This is a genomic window from Actinomadura gamaensis (genome assembly GCF_042652125.1).
GTDB classification, from domain to species: Bacteria; Actinomycetota; Actinomycetes; order Streptosporangiales; family Streptosporangiaceae; genus Spirillospora; species Spirillospora gamaensis.
Window position 1 is genome coordinate 307,372 of the sequence record NZ_JBHSIT010000007.1, and the last position, 16,598, is coordinate 323,969.

The 16,598-nt window shown below is 74.2% G+C and carries 16 protein-coding genes; 10 read left to right on the forward strand and 6 right to left on the reverse strand.

Annotated features, from left to right (window positions below; genetic code table 11):
- Positions 1–20 precede the first annotated feature (20 nt).
- From ACFPCY_RS24540 to ACFPCY_RS24550, 3 genes are all read left to right on the forward strand, one after another.
- Positions 21–1,445: a glycosyltransferase gene (locus tag ACFPCY_RS24540; RefSeq protein WP_378258908.1), complete on the forward strand. Its 1,425-nt coding sequence runs from the start codon at positions 21–23 to the stop codon at positions 1,443–1,445.
- Positions 1,446–1,487: 42 nt separating this feature from the next.
- Positions 1,488–2,750, forward strand: a complete 1,263-nt coding sequence (locus ACFPCY_RS24545; RefSeq protein WP_378258910.1) for a nucleotide sugar dehydrogenase — start codon at positions 1,488–1,490, stop codon at positions 2,748–2,750.
- Between the two features lie 98 nt (positions 2,751–2,848).
- Positions 2,849–4,084, forward strand: a complete 1,236-nt coding sequence (locus tag ACFPCY_RS24550) for a glycosyltransferase family 4 protein (RefSeq protein ID WP_378258911.1) — start codon at positions 2,849–2,851, stop codon at positions 4,082–4,084.
- Here ACFPCY_RS24550 and ACFPCY_RS24555 read toward each other — a convergent pair.
- Positions 4,041–4,841 (reverse strand): GNAT family N-acetyltransferase, encoded by an 801-nt coding sequence (locus ACFPCY_RS24555; RefSeq protein WP_378258913.1) that lies wholly within the window; start codon positions 4,839–4,841, stop codon positions 4,041–4,043. The genes ACFPCY_RS24550 and ACFPCY_RS24555 overlap by 44 nt on opposite strands.
- Positions 4,842–5,010: 169 nt before the next feature.
- Positions 5,011–5,838: a GntR family transcriptional regulator gene (locus tag ACFPCY_RS24560; protein WP_378258916.1), complete on the reverse strand. Its 828-nt coding sequence runs from the start codon at positions 5,836–5,838 to the stop codon at positions 5,011–5,013.
- A gap of 346 nt (positions 5,839–6,184) precedes the next feature.
- On the opposite strand from ACFPCY_RS24560, the gene ACFPCY_RS24565 reads away from it, so the two are divergent.
- The gene (locus ACFPCY_RS24565; protein ID WP_378258918.1) at positions 6,185–6,619 is read left to right on the forward strand and encodes a DUF6292 family protein; all 435 of its coding nucleotides are present in this window, start codon (positions 6,185–6,187) and stop codon (positions 6,617–6,619) included.
- A gap of 142 nt (positions 6,620–6,761) precedes the next feature.
- On the opposite strand, the gene ACFPCY_RS24570 is transcribed toward ACFPCY_RS24565, so the two are convergent.
- A complete protein-coding gene (locus ACFPCY_RS24570; RefSeq protein WP_378258920.1) occupies positions 6,762–8,573 on the reverse strand; it encodes an outer membrane protein assembly factor BamB family protein in 1,812 nt (603 codons plus the stop codon).
- Between the two features lie 102 nt (positions 8,574–8,675).
- On the opposite strand from ACFPCY_RS24570, the gene ACFPCY_RS24575 reads away from it, so the two are divergent.
- From ACFPCY_RS24575 to ACFPCY_RS24595, 5 genes are all read left to right on the forward strand, one after another.
- Positions 8,676–9,266: an HD domain-containing protein gene (locus ACFPCY_RS24575; protein WP_378258922.1), complete on the forward strand. Its 591-nt coding sequence runs from the start codon at positions 8,676–8,678 to the stop codon at positions 9,264–9,266.
- 30 nt (positions 9,267–9,296) lie between these two features.
- On the forward strand, positions 9,297–9,917 hold the full coding sequence (locus tag ACFPCY_RS24580; RefSeq protein WP_378258924.1) for an SRPBCC family protein: 621 nt from the start codon (positions 9,297–9,299) through the stop codon (positions 9,915–9,917).
- Between the two features lie 32 nt (positions 9,918–9,949).
- Positions 9,950–10,675, forward strand: coding sequence for an acetoacetate decarboxylase family protein (locus ACFPCY_RS24585; RefSeq protein WP_378258926.1), 726 nt, complete (start codon positions 9,950–9,952; stop codon positions 10,673–10,675).
- Positions 10,676–10,786: 111 nt separating this feature from the next.
- On the forward strand, positions 10,787–11,548 hold the full coding sequence (locus ACFPCY_RS24590) for an SDR family NAD(P)-dependent oxidoreductase (protein WP_378258928.1): 762 nt from the start codon (positions 10,787–10,789) through the stop codon (positions 11,546–11,548).
- Positions 11,549–11,634: 86 nt separating this feature from the next.
- Positions 11,635–14,172 (forward strand): HelD family protein, encoded by a 2,538-nt coding sequence (locus ACFPCY_RS24595; protein WP_378258930.1) that lies wholly within the window; start codon positions 11,635–11,637, stop codon positions 14,170–14,172.
- 351 nt (positions 14,173–14,523) lie between these two features.
- On the opposite strand, the gene ACFPCY_RS24600 is transcribed toward ACFPCY_RS24595, so the two are convergent.
- Together ACFPCY_RS24600 and ACFPCY_RS24605 are read right to left on the reverse strand one after the other, a co-directional pair.
- The gene (locus tag ACFPCY_RS24600) at positions 14,524–14,688 is read right to left on the reverse strand and encodes a hypothetical protein (RefSeq protein WP_378258932.1); all 165 of its coding nucleotides are present in this window, start codon (positions 14,686–14,688) and stop codon (positions 14,524–14,526) included.
- Between the two features lie 30 nt (positions 14,689–14,718).
- Positions 14,719–15,030: a hypothetical protein gene (locus ACFPCY_RS24605; RefSeq protein WP_378258934.1), complete on the reverse strand. Its 312-nt coding sequence runs from the start codon at positions 15,028–15,030 to the stop codon at positions 14,719–14,721.
- A gap of 332 nt (positions 15,031–15,362) precedes the next feature.
- Between ACFPCY_RS24605 and ACFPCY_RS24610 the strand changes: the two genes are divergently transcribed.
- The gene (locus ACFPCY_RS24610; protein WP_378258935.1) at positions 15,363–16,178 is read left to right on the forward strand and encodes a GntR family transcriptional regulator; all 816 of its coding nucleotides are present in this window, start codon (positions 15,363–15,365) and stop codon (positions 16,176–16,178) included.
- 69 nt (positions 16,179–16,247) lie between these two features.
- Here ACFPCY_RS24610 and ACFPCY_RS24615 read toward each other — a convergent pair whose 3' ends face one another.
- Positions 16,248–16,523, reverse strand: a complete 276-nt coding sequence (locus tag ACFPCY_RS24615) for a ribbon-helix-helix domain-containing protein (RefSeq protein ID WP_378258937.1) — start codon at positions 16,521–16,523, stop codon at positions 16,248–16,250.
- Positions 16,524–16,598: the final 75 nt, after the last annotated feature.

The window sequence follows — 16,598 nt, forward strand, 5'->3', positions numbered from 1 at the left end:
CGCGCCTACGCTCGCCCGCCGTGTTGAAACGCTCCGTGTACATGACGGCGCTCGCCGTGCGGCAGCTCGGGGACGACCCGTCCCGCGCCGGGCGGCTGGCCGTCCGCGTCGCCGCCCGCGCCGTGCCGCGCCTGCGCCGCTCCCGGCTCGCGAAGCCGAAGCCCCGCGCTCCCCATCGGGAGGCCGCCGACCTGCGGAAACTCCTCGCCACACCGGCCTACTCGGCGCGTCCGGCGTCGATCGGCGAGACCCGCCGGGTGCTGATGTTCGTGACGAACTCGCTGCCGGTCACCAACGCGGGCTACACGGTGCGCACGCACCGGATCGCCCTCGCGCAGCGCGAGGCGCTCGGCTGGGACACCCACGTGGTCACCCGGCTCGGCCACCCGCTCGCGCAGGGCGTCGGCGACGCGCGCGCACGCGTGGACGTGGACGGCGTCCCCTACCACCGGCTGCTGCCGTGGACGCCGCAGCCCGATCCGGTGCGGGCCGTGGCGAAGGCCGCCGACCTGGCCGGACGGCTCGTCCGGCACCTGCGTCCGGACGTCCTGCACGCCGTCAGCGACCACCGGAACGCGGCCGTCGCGCTCGAACTCGGACGGCGGCACGGCCTGCCCGTCGTGTACGAGGTGCGCGGGTTCCTGGAGGACTCTTGGCTGTCCCGGTCGCCGGACCACCGCCCGTCCGACGACTTCTACCGGCTGACGCGCGAGCTGGAGACCCGCCGCATGAACGAGGCGGACGCGCTGGTCACGCTCGGCGAGACGATGCGCGCCGAGATCGCCGGGCGCGGCGTCGACCCGACGAAGATCACCGTGGTGCCGAACGCCGTGGACGAGGGCTTCCTCGACCCGCTCCCCGACGCCGCCGGCCTGCGCGCCGAGCTCGGCCTTCCCGCCGGCGTCCCGGTCGTCGGGCTGACGTCGTCCTTCTACGGCTACGAGGGCATCGACACGCTCATCGACGCCGCCGCCGTGCTGCGCGCCGGGCGCGACGACGTCACGCTCCTGCTCGTCGGGGACGGCCCGGAGCGCGCGGCGCTCGAACGCCGCGCCGCCGAGCGCGGCGTTCGCGCCGTGTTCACCGGCCGGGTCCCGCCGTCGGACGTCCGTCGCTATCACGCGCTCCTCGATGTGTTCGCGGTCCCCCGGCGGGCGGACCGGGTCTGCCAATTGGTCACGCCCCTCAAACCGCTGGAGGCGATGGCCGGGGGAATCCCAGTAATAGCAAGTGATGTCAGCGCCCTGCGCGAAATCGTGGAACCCGGCGTGACCGGCACGTTAACTCTTCCGGAAGACGCGGAGGCGTGGGCCAATTCCCTGGGAGAGCTCATTTACAGTCCGGAGTTGAGAAAGAAATTGGGGCGGGCCGCCCGGGAATGGGTACGGGCCGAACGCACCTGGCGGGCGGTGACCGCGCGCTACCGGGACGCGTATCGCTCCTGAAAAGACATTCAAGCGATTCCTTGAACGAAGGGAGCCACCGGCGTGGATCTGGTGGTCATCGGGCTCGGCTACGTCGGGCTCCCGCTGGTGCGCGAGGCGTGCCGGGCCGGCCTCCGGGTCGGCGGCCACGACCGCGACGAGCGCGTCGTGGCGGGACTGGCATCGGGGTCGTCGCACGTGGACGACGTGTCGGACGCCGAGGTCGCGGAAATGCTCGCGGCGGGCTTCACGCCGACCCTCTCGGACGAGGTGCTGCAGGACGCCCGCGCGGTCGTGATCTGCGTGCCCACGCCGCTCTCCGCCGAGGGCGGGCCGGACCTCACCGCCGTGCGCGGCGCGGCGGCGACGATCGCGAAGCGGCTGACGCGCGGCACGCTGGTGGTCCTGGAGTCCACCACCTATCCGGGGACGACCGAGGAGGTCGTCCGGCCGATCCTGGAGGAGTCCGGGCTGGTCGCCGGGGAGGACTTCCACCTGGCGTTCTCGCCCGAGCGGATCGACCCGGGCAACCCGGTCTACGGCGTCCGCAACACCCCGAAGATCGTCGGCGGGCTGACCCCGGCCTGCGCGTCGGCCGCCGCCGCCTTCTACGGCAAGTTCGTCGAGCGGGTCGTGCAGGCCAAGGGCACCCGCGAGGCCGAGATGGCCAAGCTGCTGGAGAACACCTACCGGCACGTGAACATCGCGCTGGTGAACGAGATGGCGGTGTTCTGCCACGAGCTCGGCATCGACCTGTGGGACGCGATCGACTGCGCCGCGACCAAGCCGTTCGGATTCCAGGCGTTCCGTCCCGGTCCGGGGGTCGGCGGGCACTGCATCCCGATCGACCCGAACTACCTGTCGTACAAGGTCAGGTCGCTCGGCTACCCGTTCCGGTTCGTCGAGCTCGCGCAGGAGATCAACGACCGGATGCCCCGGTACGTCGCCGAGCGCGCGCAGCAGCTCCTCAACCGCGAGGGCCGCGCGCTGAAGGGCGCCAGGGTCCTGCTGCTCGGCGTCACCTACAAGGCCGACATCGCCGACCAGCGCGAGTCCCCGGCCCGGCCGGTGGCGCGCCGCCTGCTCCGGCTCGGCGCGGACGTCGCCTTCCACGACCCGTACGTCGCGTCCTGGCAGGTGGACGGCGCGGACGTCCCCGCCGCCGAAGGCGAGCTGGCCGACGCGCTCGCCGCCGCGGACCTGGCGATCGTGCTCGCCGACCACTCCGCCTACGATCCCGCGCTGCTCGCCCGGCACGCCCGGCTGCTGTTCGACACCCGCGGCCGGACCCGCGCGCACGCCGGAGCGGGCACCGAGCTTCTATGAGCGAACTCCACCTGCCCGCCGCCCGGAATTCATCGGCAATTTCCACTGCCCGAGAAGAATCACCGGGAGATCACCGTCGCCCATCCGGAGTGAGTGGAATGCGGGTCTGCGTCTGCACCGTCGTGCACCATCCCGAGGACGCGCGGATTCTGCACCGGCAGATCCGCGCGCTTCTCGACGCCGGACATGAGGTCACCTATATCGCCCCGTTCCGGGCGACGAACTCCACGCCGTGGCGGGAGGTGTCGCCGGTGGACGTGCCGCGCGCCACCGGCCGCCGCCGGCTGCACGCGCTGCGCGCCGCGCACCGCGCGCTGGCCGAGCACGCGGGCTACGCCGACCTGGTCCTGCTGCACGACCCGGAGCTCCTGGTCGGGCTGCCCCGCGCCGTCCGCCGCCGGGCCACGGTCGTCTGGGACGTGCACGAGGACACCGCCGCCGCGCTGTCCGCCAAGGGCTGGCTCCCGGCCCCGCTCGCCCCGCTGCTGCGGCCGTTCGTCCGGCGCCTCGAACGCCGCGCCGAGCGCCGCCACCACCTGCTGCTCGCCGAGGAGGGCTACCGGGACCGCTTCCGCAAGCCGCACCCGGTCGTGCCCAACACCACCTACGTGGACGAGCGGCCCCCCGCCGTCCCGGACGACCGCCGCGTGGTCTACGTCGGCCACCTGTCGGCCGCGCGCGGCGCGCTCGACATGATCGAGACGGCCCGGCTGGTCGCCCCCGAGGGCGTCCTGGTCGAGCTCATCGGCTCCGCCGACCCCGACATCCGCCCGGCCCTGCGCGACGCGCAGCTGGAGGGGGTCCTCCGCTGGTACGGGTTCGTCCCGAACGACCGCGCCCTGCGCATCGCCGAGGGCGCCATGGCGGGCCTGGCGCTGCTGCACGACGAGCCGAACTACCGGCACTCCATGCCGACCAAGGTCGTGGAGTACATGGCGCGCGGCATCCCGGTGATCACGACCCCCAACCCGCCCGCCGTCGCGATCGTCGAGCCGTCGGGCTGCGGCCGGGTCGTCCCGTTCGCCGACCCGCTCGCCGCCGCCGCCGCGATCCGCCGGCTCCGCGCCGACGTCGAGCTCCGCGCCACCATGGCCGCACGCGGTCACGCGACGGCCCGCGCCCGCTTCCACTGGCCGACCCAGGCCGTCCCCTTCGTCAAGCAGCTCGAACTGTGGGCCGCGGGCTCGACGGGCGTCGCCGAGCTCGAACCGGACGTCGAGCCGATCGGCGGCGTGGACCCGGGCTTCGGCGCTGCCCCGAACCCGGGCGTGGCGTCCGGGTTCGACGCGGCTACGCCGGTGGTGTCGCCGGAACCGAGCCGGCGCCCGGCCTGATCCCCGCAGCGAAACCGGCGCCCGATCCGACGTGGGGCCGGGCGTGCTGCCGGGCACCCGATCCGGCGCCCGGTCCGGTGTCCGGTCCGGCGCCCGGCCCGATGTCCGGAGCCGCTCCGGTCTCCAGCCTGAAGCCCCGGACGTCCGGCCAGCTCTCCAGCGGCTTCAGCGCGCGGTCGAACACCACGCCCGACGGGTAGACGTCCATGGGCAGCCGCGGATCGGGGCGGACGGTGCCGTCCGGCTGGACGCGCTCCGGGTCCCTGTAGAGGAAGCCGATCTTCCGGTAGTACCGGTGCAGCCTGAGGTTGTCGGCCCAGACGTCGATGCGCATCTCCTCGGCCCCCCAGGCGAGGCGCCCCCACTCGCCGGCCCAGTCGACCAGCCGCTCGCCGAGCCGCATCCCCGCGTACGCGCGGTCGATGACGAGGCGGTGCAGGTAGACGGCCCGGACCTCCAGCTCCTCGGGCGTCCAGAGCTCCCGGTTGGGGATGCGCGTGATGTAGGTCGTCGCGACCGGCCGGTCCCCGTCCAGCACGAGCCAGGTGACCGCGGGGCTGCACTCGTCATCGCCGGTCTCCCGGGAGAGCTCGATGCCCCGCCGGATGCGTTTCTCCCGCTCCGCCTCGTTCGGCCACGGTTCGGCCCACTGGCTCGTCCCCTGGCCGCGCAGCCACCCGGCCGCGTCGTCGATGAGGCGGATGATGCCGCTGACGTCCTCGTCAACGGCACGACGGATGCTGAAAGTAGCGTTCATGGCTCCGTGAAAGGGTTCGCCGGCGTCCCCGATCAACGCCGGCGCGATGGGATGGGCCGGTTACCGCGGAATGCGGAGAAGGACCTGGTCGTCCCTTCCCCCGTTCTCCCGAAGCATGTTCACCCGCGATGCGTCCGGGAGCCGGCCCTCATGCGAAGGTCGGAATCGCTCAGGACGACCCTCCCTTCTTGGCCCCGCCCTTGTCGTACGCCCACGGCGACGCCGGGACGGCCCCGACCACCAGGTCGAGCTGGTTGCGGTCGGCCGGGTAGACGGTGCGCGTGAAGCGGATCGGCTTCTGGTCCCGGTCGTACCCGACCCGGTCGTGGACGATCACGACGCTGCCGGTGTCGCGCAGGGTGAAGAAGTTGGTCTCGTTGGTGTCGGGGGCGCGGGCGGTGATGCGGTCGCGGTAGGCGGTCTGCTCGACGCCGAGCGCCTCCTTGAGGTAGGCGACCACGCCCTCCTCGATGTCCTCGTCGTCCAGCAGCCGCTCGGCGCCGAGCGTCACGTACTCCATCGGGTAGTACGTCGTCTGCAGCGACCAGGACCGGCCCTCGATCAGCCGCTCCTGGTGGCGCAGGACGACCCGGGTGCCCTCCTTGAGGGCGAGCGCCCTGGCCACCTCGGGGTTGGACCGCTGGATCTCGACGCGCGGGTCCTTGTTCTCGAACTCGCGGCCCTGGAGCTGGGCGTCGAACCGGTAGGCCGCGCCCTCGCCGCCCGCGCCGCCCGCGGGCGGCTCCGGGATGCCCGCGAGGGTGACCGCGAACGGCACGGTGCCCTCCAGGACGAACGTGCCGCGCCCCTGGGTGGTCTCGACCAGCCCGCGGGTCTTGAGGATCTTCACGGCCTCGCGGATCGTGTTGCGGGAGGCGTTGTCGTAGTCGACCATGAGCTGCTCTTCGGTGGGCAGCCGCGCGCCGGCGGCGAACTCGCCCTCCTCGATGCGGCGCGCCAGGTCATCGGCGATGTCCCGGTACCTGGCCACGGCCATGCCGCCACCCCTTCTTCGATCACCACGGTCGGCAGTGCGCTACGGCCATCCTACTCATAGGCCTTGCAGAAAGGTAGGAACGAATGAATAATTCACCTAAGGACTTGAACGGCTGAGCGGAACACCCTCATGAGCCGCATCTCAGGCGGGAGACGGTCGAACCTACCATCCCGATCTGCCGCGGCAGCGATGTTTCGCGGGCGCCGGGCACGGCGAGGGAGATGATCGGCACCGGCCTTCGGAATTGATGATCCACGACACCTCTCCCCCTGCGGCAAAAGGCCGCAGGGATGGACAAAGCGTCCAATTCGGGCCACAATCCGAACCACGGAGAGGAGACACGATCATGTCCGAACGGCGTTATCCCGTTCCCGCGCGTCACCCGGACCCCTGGGTGGACCGGACCCACGGCTACGTGACCCACGTCGTCACGACCCTCGGCCGCGCCGGAGTCCGCGTCGAGAGCTGCTGGCTCGACCCGTCCGGTCCCCGCGACGCCACGATCGTCACCCGCTCGGGTTCCGACCTGCGCGCCCTCGTCTGGGACGAGGAGACCGGCTGGCGCGAGGGCCGCTTCGTCAGCGGACGCCAGGGCGAGCGCACCGTCCTGGACTCAGTCCGCTATCTCGGCGGTGACGTTCTGCTGGACGGCGACGCGGTGCTCGACCGCCTGCTGACCGGCGTCTCGGAGGCCCCGCGCGCGTTCCGCTCGCACGACGACCACCACGACGGCTTCGCCGCCCGCCTCGACTCCTACGCTCCCGCCATCGCCGCCGCCTGACGCGGCCCCTACTCTCTCAGGCTCCCCACCGGCGCTCCCCACGACTCACCGCCTCCCCGGCCCCTTCGCCGCTGGGAGGCGGCTTGGTTTACCCCTCCTTCCCCTGCGACGTCCACTTCTCTCCTAGGGCAGGGCACGGAGGTCAGGGCAGGGCGCGGAGGTTCTGCGCCACCGAACGGGCCAGGTGGGCGGCGGCGCCCGGAGGACGCGCGGCGTCCACGACGACGATGTAGCGCTTGACGCGAAGCGCGATCGTCCCCGCGGACGGACCCAGCTCGTAGGCGTCGTCCGCGGTGAGGTCGGTGCGGCGGCGGGCCTGCGCCTGGGTGGACTGGAGCGATGCCAGCAGGTCGGCGGCCGTGTCGGGGTTCTGCGCGACCCAGCGGACGGAGACCGTCGCGCCGTCGGGCGCGGGACGCATGGCGCCCGCCGGCCCGGACGGCGCCCGGGAAGGCTTGGCGGACGGCTTTGCGGACGGCCCCGGAATGGGGGCGTCCTGCACGTCGTATGCGCAGGCCACCGGCTTGGGCAGGCGGACCTTCGCCACCTCGGCGCGCGCCGGGGTTCCGGCCCGGACGGGCAGGCGCGCCGTCACGAGATCGGCGGGTTTCAGCAGCGTGCAGGCGTCCGGCCAGGCGGTCACGGGGACGCCGTCCAGCTCGGCGGGGCCGGGGCCGGACGGGGCGCCGCGCAGGGCGACCAGCCGCGCCGCGCCGGACGGCCGGGGCGCGGCCTCCGGGACGGAGATGTAGAGCATGCCGCCCGCCGCCGCCATCCACGGCCGGACGCCGACGAGATCGGGATCCACCGCGAACGGGACGGGCGCGGTGACGGTGTCGCCGTTCGACGGGGTGATGAGGTCGACCCCCGCGGGGAGCAGGCCGTCGGCGAGGCGTGGGCGCAGGGCGTAGAGGCGTCCGCCCGCCTCGGTGAGCGCGGCGTACGCGGGCGTGCCGCGCCGCCAGGCGACGCGTCCGGACCGGAGGTCGATCGCCTCCGTGCGAGCGCCGCCGTCCAGCGGGCGGACCACCACGAGCAGGTCGCCGGAGAGCGCGCTCGGGCACATTCCGGCCCCGCAGGCGTCCGGATCGTTCCAGACGACCAGCTGGTCTCCGGCGTTGTCGTAGAGGCGCAGGGCGGTGCCGTCGGAGACGAGGACGGCGTGCCCGCGCACGGAGACCTCGGGGGCGTCGTCCGCGCCGAGGACCCGGTCCCAGAGGACGCGGCCGGTGGCGGGCTCGACGGCGAGCAGGTGGCTCGGGCCGGCGCAGTCGAGCGCGAGCGCGGCCAGATCGGGCGACGCGTCGGACGGTCTCGGCGCGTCCTCGTAGAGGCGGCAGCCGAGCGGCAGCTTCAGCTTCCAGCGCCGCGCGCCGTTCGCGGTGGAGCGTCCGGACAGCTCGCGCCGGTCCACCGAGGCGGCGAGCACGGTGTCCGCGCCGGACGGCCAGTGCAGCGTGGCGCGCGAGACGGTCGCCGGGCGGTCGTCGGAGCTGCGCCACAGCAGCCCGCCGGACAGCGCGTCGAAGCCGAGGAACTCGTGCTCGCCGGGATGGCCGTCCCGCTGGAGGAACGCGACGATCCGGGCGTCGGTCGCGGTCCAGCCGAGCAGGCTCCAGCCGGAGCGCCGGTACTCCCAGCGGCGCGCGCCGGTGCGGGCGTCGCGGACCGACAGGCCGCTTCCGGCCGCGGTGACGACCTGGCCGTCCGCGACCTCGTGCGCGACGGTGTCGTGCCCGGCGACGGCGCTGCCGCGCAGCGCGACCGTCCGCGTCCAGCCGGTGGTGAGCGGGCCGGGCGGCGGGCCGAGGCGGGGCTGGTCGGCGACCGGGTCGGCGGTGACGGTGTGCCGCACCCAGCCGTCGGTCACCAGGTACCGGACCGCGACCGAGCCGCCGGCGGCCAGCACGGCCGCGGTCACGGCGGCGGCGCCGCGCTGCCGGATGCGGACCACGACCGGACACTCCCCTAAGTTGGACGTCACGACTCCCGCCCGGCCGCCCGCCGCGCGGAACCGACCGCGCGGCGCCCGCCGCGCGCCCCGGAGGGAACCGACGTGCGGATCTTCACCAGCTGGCCGACCTGGGACGCCGCCCGGGCGGACCTGGCCGGCCATCCGGCGCTGCCCGCCCTCGACCGCGCCGCCGCGGCCGCGCTGCGCTGGCACGGCGACCAGACCCGCCCCACCGGGGCACCCTACGCCGAGCATCTGCTGGAGGCGCTGGAGGTCCTCGTGCGGGGGGCCGAGGTCTCCGATCCTGCCATCCTCGCGGCGGTGCTGCTGCACGACGTCGTGGAGGACACCGGCGCGACGGTCGCCGACGTCGAGGCCGAGTTCGGGGAGGAGGTCGCCGAGCTGGTCGACTGGGTGACCAAGCCGCCGCCGGGCGCCGGGCTCGGGCGCAAGGCGCGGCGCGCCGCCAAGGGCGCCTACCTGCACCGGCTCCGGGACGCGCCGGACAAGGCCGTCGTCGTGAAGCTGGCCGACCGGGCGAGCAACGTCCAGCGGCTGGAGCAGATGCCGCCGGACTTCCAGCGCCGCTACTACGCCGAGACGGTCATCTACATCATGCCCCTGGCCGAGCGCGCGCCCTGGTTCGCGGACTGGTTCGCCGAGTGGCGCGAGGAGTACGGCCACCTCCGCTGACCGTTCGGGCGTCCTGCTCTAATGGCCCGCATGGAACGGGAGTGGACGGTCGAGGAGTCGGTGCGGGTCGCGGCGTCCCCGGACGAGGTGTACGCGGCGGTCGCCGATCCGCGCCGGATGCGCGAGTGGAGCCCCGAGCTGTTCGCCGTGTGGGTCCGGGGCGGCGGAGAGATCGGCGAGGGCACCCGGTTCGTCGGCTTCAACCGGCTCGGCTGGCGGATCTGGTTCACCAACTGCGAGGTCACGGCCGCGATCCCGGGACGGGCGTTCGCGTTCCGGGTCTCGTCGTTCGGGATGCCCGTGGCGCTCTGGGGATACCGCGTCGAAGGCATCGCCCTGTCCGGTGCGGACGGCGCCGACGCCCCCGACACGGACGGCACCCCCGACACGGACGGCGCCCGCGACACGGGCGGCGCCCCCGACACGGGCGGCGCCCGCGACACGGACGGCGCACCGGAGTCGACGCGGCTGGCGGAGTACTGGCAGGACCTGCGCCGCGACTCGCGGTCGGCCGGCCTGGTCTCCCTGCTCGGACGGGTCTTCACCGGCGTCCCCGCGGAGAACCGCGCCGCGGTGAACCGGCGCGGGATGCGCGCGACGCTGGAGCGGATCCGCGTCACCGTCGAGGCTCGTCCGGCACGCCGCCCTTGAGCCGGAAATAAGAACCTGTTCTACTTGTGGGCGTGCCTTCCGACGCCTCGCCCGCCCCGCCGGCGCATCTGATCCAGGGCGACCCGGTCGCGCTCCCGGTCGAGATCCGGGACGCCGCCGTCGCGTCCGCGATGTTCGCGGTCCCGGCCGCCGCCGCGCAGGCGGTGATCGCCTACTCCGGGCTGGAGGCCGTCCAGCCCCTGCCCGGCAAGGCGATCTGCTCGCTGGCGTTCGTCCGGTACGCGGACGGCGACCTCGGGCCGTACCACGAGTTCGCGGTCGCGTTCCTGGTCCGTCCGCCGGACGGCCCGCCGCGCAGGATCGGAGCGTTCATCCACTGGCTGCCGGTGAACCAGGGGTTCACGCTGGACGCGGGCCGGACAATCTGGGGCTTTCCCAAGGAGATGGCCGACATCCGCATGGATCTCGCGTCCCGCACCAAACGCTGCCTCGTGCGCGTGAACGGCAGGACGGCCCTGGAGCTGCACGTCCGACCGGGCCTTCCGATGCCGTCCGGTAAAGGCATGCCCAGCGTGGACGCCTACAGCTGCATGGACGGCGTGACCCGGCGAACGCCCTGGGAGCTGTCCCCCGGCGGCGTCCGGATGCGGCCCGGCGGCGCGCTGCTCAAACTCGGCGACCATCCCGTGGCGCACGAACTCCGGGGCCTCGGCCTCGACCGGACGCGCGCCCTCTCGGTCTCCACGGTGGACCGGCTGCGGATGACCTTCCACAAGGCGACGGAGGTCCGATCATGAGCGCGGAGGCGGCATGAGCGGAGGCATCGGCTTGAGCGCGGAGGCGGCGGCATGAGCGCGGAGGCGGCGGCATGAGCGCGGAGTCAGCGGCATGAGTGGGGAGGCGGCGGCATGACGGCGGTTCGGACGGCGCTGGTCACGGGCGCGGCGAGCGGCCTCGGCGCGCTCGCCGCCCGCCGTCTCGCCGCCGCCGGATGGGACGTCGTCGCGGCCGACCTGGACGAGACCGGCCTGGCCGGAACCGCGCGCCGCTCTCCCAACGCGCACGTCCGGGTCTGCGACGTCGCCGACGCCGAGGCCGTGAACGCCCTGGTCGCGGAGGTCGGCGCGGTGCACCGGGTCGTGCACGCCGCCGCGGTCGGGCCGATGGTCCCGGCTCTGGAGCAGCCTCTCGACGAGGTCGAGCACGTCCTCCGGACCGATTTCCTCGGGACCGTGCACGTCGTCCGGGCGACGCTGCCGGGGATGCTGGAGCGCGGCCGCGGCGAGCTGATCCTCTTCTCGTCGCTCGCGTCGCTGCTGCCCGTCCCGAAGACGTCGGCGTACGCTGCGGCCAAGGCGGCGGTGAACGCCTACGCCGAGGCGGTCGCGGCCGAGCACGCCGGCAGCGGCGTGGTCATCCGCTGCGTCTGCCCGCGCCAGGTCGACACCCCCGGGTTCCGGGCGGCGGCGAGCCGCGATCCGGCCGCCACCGGCCGCATGCGCGGGGTCCGGCCGGGGCTCGTCCTGGACGCCGTGGACCGGTCGCTCGCCCGCCCCGCGCACGACCTGTACGTCTTCCCCGACCCGCTGACCAGGGCCGTGGCCCTCGCCCGGCGGCTGGCCCCCGGCGCCGCCGGGCGGCTTGTGGGACGGGTCACCTCGTCACGCTGAGTGGACCTTGGACCGCGTAGGCTGTCTCTTTCGTGCCCTTGGGGCGGCCTCCGGTCGCCGCCCCGCAGCCGCGAGGAGCAGCATCCATGTCGTCCGAGGTCACCGACCGTTCCCCCGGCAGCGCGGCGGACCGAAACGCCGGCGCGGGGGCCGACGGATCGGGCGCCGACGGCTCGGGCCCGCTGAAGGACCGCGAGATCGCGGCCGAGCAGCGCTTCGTGGACGAGGCGTACGTCCGGCTGGGCGAGATGCGCGAGGACGCCCGCGCCCTGCTGCGGGAGGGCTTCCGGCAGTCCCTCGCGGGCACCAAGGGCTCGCTGGTCGACCGGGACGCCATGGTCCACCAGGCGGCGCAGCGCGCGCACGCCCTCGACGTCGCCGACGACGGCCTGGTCTTCGGCCGCCTCGACCTCGCGCCGCGCCAGTACGGCGACGACGGCCAGCCGTCCGGGCGGATCGTGGACGGCCGCGAGGTCCGCTACGTGGGCCGCATCGGCGTGCGCACGCGCGAGCACGACTCCCTGGTCATCGACTGGCGGGCGCCCGCCGCCGAGGACTTCTACCGCGCGACGCCCGAGGAGCCGCGCGGCGTGATCCGCCGCCGGGTGCTGCACTCGCGCGGGCACAAGGTCGTCGATATCGAGGACGACCTGCTCGACCCGGACGCCGCCGAGGGCCTGTCCGTGGTCGGCGACGGCGCTTTCCTGGCGTCCCTCGCGCGCACGCGCGAAGGGACGATGCGTGACATCGTCGCCACGATCCAGCGCGAGCAGGACGAGGTCATCCGCGCGCCCGCCGACGGGACCGTCCTCGTGCGCGGGGCCCCCGGCACGGGCAAGACCGCCGTCGCGCTGCACCGCGTCGCGTACCTGCTCTTCCGGCACCGCCGCCGTTTCGGTTCGCGCGGGGTCCTTGTCGTAGGGCCGAACCCTCGTTTCACGTCGTACATCGAGCGGGTGCTGCCGTCCCTGGGCGAAGGGTCGGCGACGCTGCGTTCGCTGGGCGATCTCGTCCCGGGCGTCAGCGCGACCGCGCACGACACTCCGGAGCTGGCCCGGCTGAAGGGCGCTGAGGCGATGGTCCGCGTCCTGCGCCGCGCCGTGAGCGACCACGCGCCGGACGCTCCCGACGAGCTGCGCGTCGTCTACCGGGGCGTCGTGATCCGCCTGGACCGCGGCCGCCTCGACAAGCTGCGCGCCGAGGTCCACCGGCGCGCCCGCAACGCGGTGAACGCCGCGCGCGGACGCGCCGCCGACGTCCTGCTGGACGCCCTGTGGGACGCGTTCGGCCACCTCGGCGGCCCGCAGGCCGTCGAGGAGGACGCCGAGGCCGCCGGGCAGGGCGAGCTGGCCCTGTGGAACTCGATCCTCGCCGCCGACGGGCTCGGCGAGCTCGACGCGGACGGCCGTCCGGCGCCGCGCCGGGGCAGCCGCGAGGAGTTCGACGCGCGGGTCCGCGAGCAGCGCGCGTTCACCGACTTCCTCCAGGCCTGGTGGCCGATCCGGACCCCGCTGGACGTGCTGGCCGCGCTGTCCGACCCGGCCCGGCTCCGGCGCGCCGCCGGGCGCGAGCTGGACCGGTCCGCCGCCGACGCGCTCGCCGCGTCCTGGGCCTCCCTCGCCGGACCGGACGGCGCCGTCACCTACCAGGACGTCGCGCTGCTCGACGAGATCGACTCCCTGCTCGGCGCCGCGCCGCGCCCGCCGCGCCGCCGCGCCCCCGCCGACTCCGACCCGTACGTGGTGGACGGCGTGAACGTCCTCACCGGCGAGGAGGTCGCCGACGAGGACTGGGAACCCGGCATGGACGAGCTCACCACCTCGATCGAGCGCATGGAGCGCGCCCGCCGCGTGGACGACGGCGTCGCCGAGGAGCGCCCCGAGTACGCGCACATCGTCGTGGACGAGGCGCAGGACCTGTCGCCCATGCAATGGCGCATGCTCGGCCGCCGGGGCCGCCAGGCGAGCTGGACGATCGTGGAGGACCCGGCCCAGAGTGCCTGGGAGGACCTGCCCGCCGCGCGCGCCGCGATGGACGCCGCGCTGGGCGGCGGCGCGCCGCCCTCCTCGCGTTCCCGGAACCGGCGCGGCCGGGACCGCCGGTCATCGCCTTCGAGGTCGGCGCGAACCGTCCGGCACGAGTACGAGCTGACGACGAACTACCGCAACTCGGTCGAGATCGCGGCCGTGTCGGCGCGGGTGCTGGCCGAGGCGCTGCCGGAGGCCCGTCCGGCCCGCGCGGTGCGCGAGTCGGGGATCGATCCGGTCGTCCGGGTCGTCCCGGCGGGCGGGCACCTCACCGCGGCCCGCGAGGCGACCGGGGAGCTGCTGGAGCAGGTGGACGGCACGATCGGGCTGATCGTCCCGATGCCGTCCGGGGACGCGTGGTCGGCCGCCGACCGCGCCCGCCTGGCGGACGGCCTGCCCGAGCGCGTGCAGGTGCTGGACGTCCTGGAGGCCAAGGGCCTGGAGTTCGACGCCGCCGTGATCGTCGCGCCCGAGACGGTGGCGGCCCAGTCGCCGCGGGGGCTGCGCGTCCTGTACGTGGCGGTCTCGCGGGCGACCCAGCGCCTCACGGTCCTCACCGCCGACCCGAGCTGGCGGGACCTGCTGCTAGGCCGCTGACCGGGGCGCGCATCGGCCGCTGACCGGGGCGGGCATCGGCCGCTGGCCGGAGCGTGTATCGGCCGCCGACCGGGTCGGGGACACCGGCCGCTGACCGGAGCGTGTATCGGCCGCCGACCGGGCGGGGACACCGACCGCGGCCCGCCGGGACGGACCCGGCGGCGTGGAAACGACGGGCGCCCGGACCGCCTTCGGCCCGGACCGCGTGTTCCCGGTCGGCCGGGACGGTGAGGAGGAAGGGCCGTCCGGCCGGTCAGGGGAGTCGGCGAGGGCGGGGGGCCTGCTCGCCGGTGCGGGTAGGAGGGTCCGGCGGCTGCGTCGGCGCCGGTCGTCGGGGGCGGTGACCGGGGGTCACCGGTCGTGGTCGCCGCCTCCCGCGGTCTCTTCCAGGAGGCGCGGACGGTCGGTTCCGCCGTCCGGCGAGCCCTGCGGGGCGGGCTCCCTGGTGATCTCGGGGTCGGCTCTGCTGGTCGGCTCCTGCGAGCTGAGGTCGGTGTGGATCACGACGGGCTTCACGGATCGCTTCTCCCTGTGCGTCCGTCCCGGTCAGCCGGCGCCGGATCCGACCAGGACGGCGGTGGCGTCGTCGGGGCCGTCGCCGGTGCCGGGACGGCGGTCGTCCGGCGTGCGGGCGCCGGTCGGCCGGCCGGTGCCGGACGGCCGGGGCGCCGCGACCGGACCGCGCGGCCCGGGCGAGCGGCGCGCGAAGACATAGGGGCTGCGGTAGCGCACCTCGCCCGTCTCGTCCTCGGGTGCCTGCCAGAACTGCGCGCTCCGGCTCATGCGGGCGAACCAGAGCAGGTACGCGGTGGCGGCGAGCCCGAGCGTCGCTGCCACCATCAGGGAAAAGACCAACACGGCGCTGATCATCGCGGGGACCTCCTGGATCCTTCGTCGTCCCTCTCTCCGTTGCGGTGATCGCTTCGACCCGGGGAGGGGGATCTCCGCGATCCGACGAGGCCCGGAACTGGTAGGTACTATCCGAGCACTCAGTGCGTCCTATTGGCTGGTTCAGCCGACCGAGCGGTCTCACTCATTGGTGTGGCTCGTCCAGTCATCCCAACCACTTACACCTACAGGATTTCCTCCTCCAAGGCGTGCCAAACATGCGATCATGCTTCATTCTGGATGAGGTGATGCACTGGTTGTGAACCTCATCCATTCGTTGGGATGTTTGGAGGGCTCGAACAATGCCTGCCCGGTACGCGGAGATCGCCGCCGACCTGCACCGACGCATCCGCACCGGCGACCTGCGCCCCGGCCAGCGCCTCCCGACCGAGCGCGAACTGGCCCTGCACTACGACGCGTCCCGCAACACGATCCGGGACGCGGTGCTCCGCCTGAGGGGCCTGCGCCTGCTGGAATCGCGGCACGGCCTGGGAACCTTCGTCCTCCCGCCGCCCGTTCTCTTCCCGACGACCCTCACCCCGCGGGACGGCTCCGGCGGCGGGGATGGTCCGGCGTGGCGCGCCGAGGCGTCCCGGCACAACCGTGTGGCCAGGGCGGACACGGTCGTGGTGGAGGTCCTCCAAGCGGACGGCGAGACGGCCGCCGCGCTCGACGTGCCCGAAGGCGAGCCGCTCCTGGCCCGCCATCAGCGCCGCTACCTGTCACGCGGCCCGGGCACCTCGGCCAGCGGTGACATGGACGGCGACTCGGACGTCCCCTGGCTGATCCAGACGACTTACTACCCGCTGGCGTTCGCCGAGCGGGGCGCCTTCCGCCTGCTGCGCGCCGAGGAGATCGAGGAGGGCTCGGTGGCCTACGTGCAGGACGCGCTGGGCATCCGCCAGGCCCGGTACTGCGACACCATCCACGTCCGGCCGCCGGAGAAGGACGAGATCGACTTCTTCGGGCTGCCCGCCGAAGGGACCGTTCCCGTGTTCGTGCAGCGCCGGACGTCCTGGTCGCAGGAGGGCCGCCCCTTCCGGTACACCGTCACCGTCTATCCGACCGACCGGAACCAGCTCGTCATCGAGGCCGAGCTGGGGTCGGACGGCGCGTAGCGGCGAGAGCCGCCGGCCGGCCGGGAGGCTGAGCAGACCGGGCGGGAGGTGGGCCGGCGGGCCGGGAGGTCACAGGAAGCGGACGCGTTCGAGGTCGGCGTCGTCCTGCTCGCGGACGTAGACCTTGCCGTCCTTGGCGATGACGCCTTCCAGGTAGGCGTAGACGCTCAGCGCCCGGTTGATGACGTCGGTCTTGGTGTCGCCGGTGAGGCGCATGAGCTCGGTGAGCGCGGCGGCGCCCTTGGCGGTGAGGTTGACGGTGACCCGTTCCCGCGCTCCCGGACCCTCGAGGTGGGCGGACAGGTCGCGGCTCTGGTCGGCCGAGGGGGCTTCGGACTTGTTCATCAGCGGGTCTCCTCCACCGGGACGGCTCCTCGCCCCGCTCGCGGCCCGTCGGCTCCACCCGCGCGGCCGGCCATG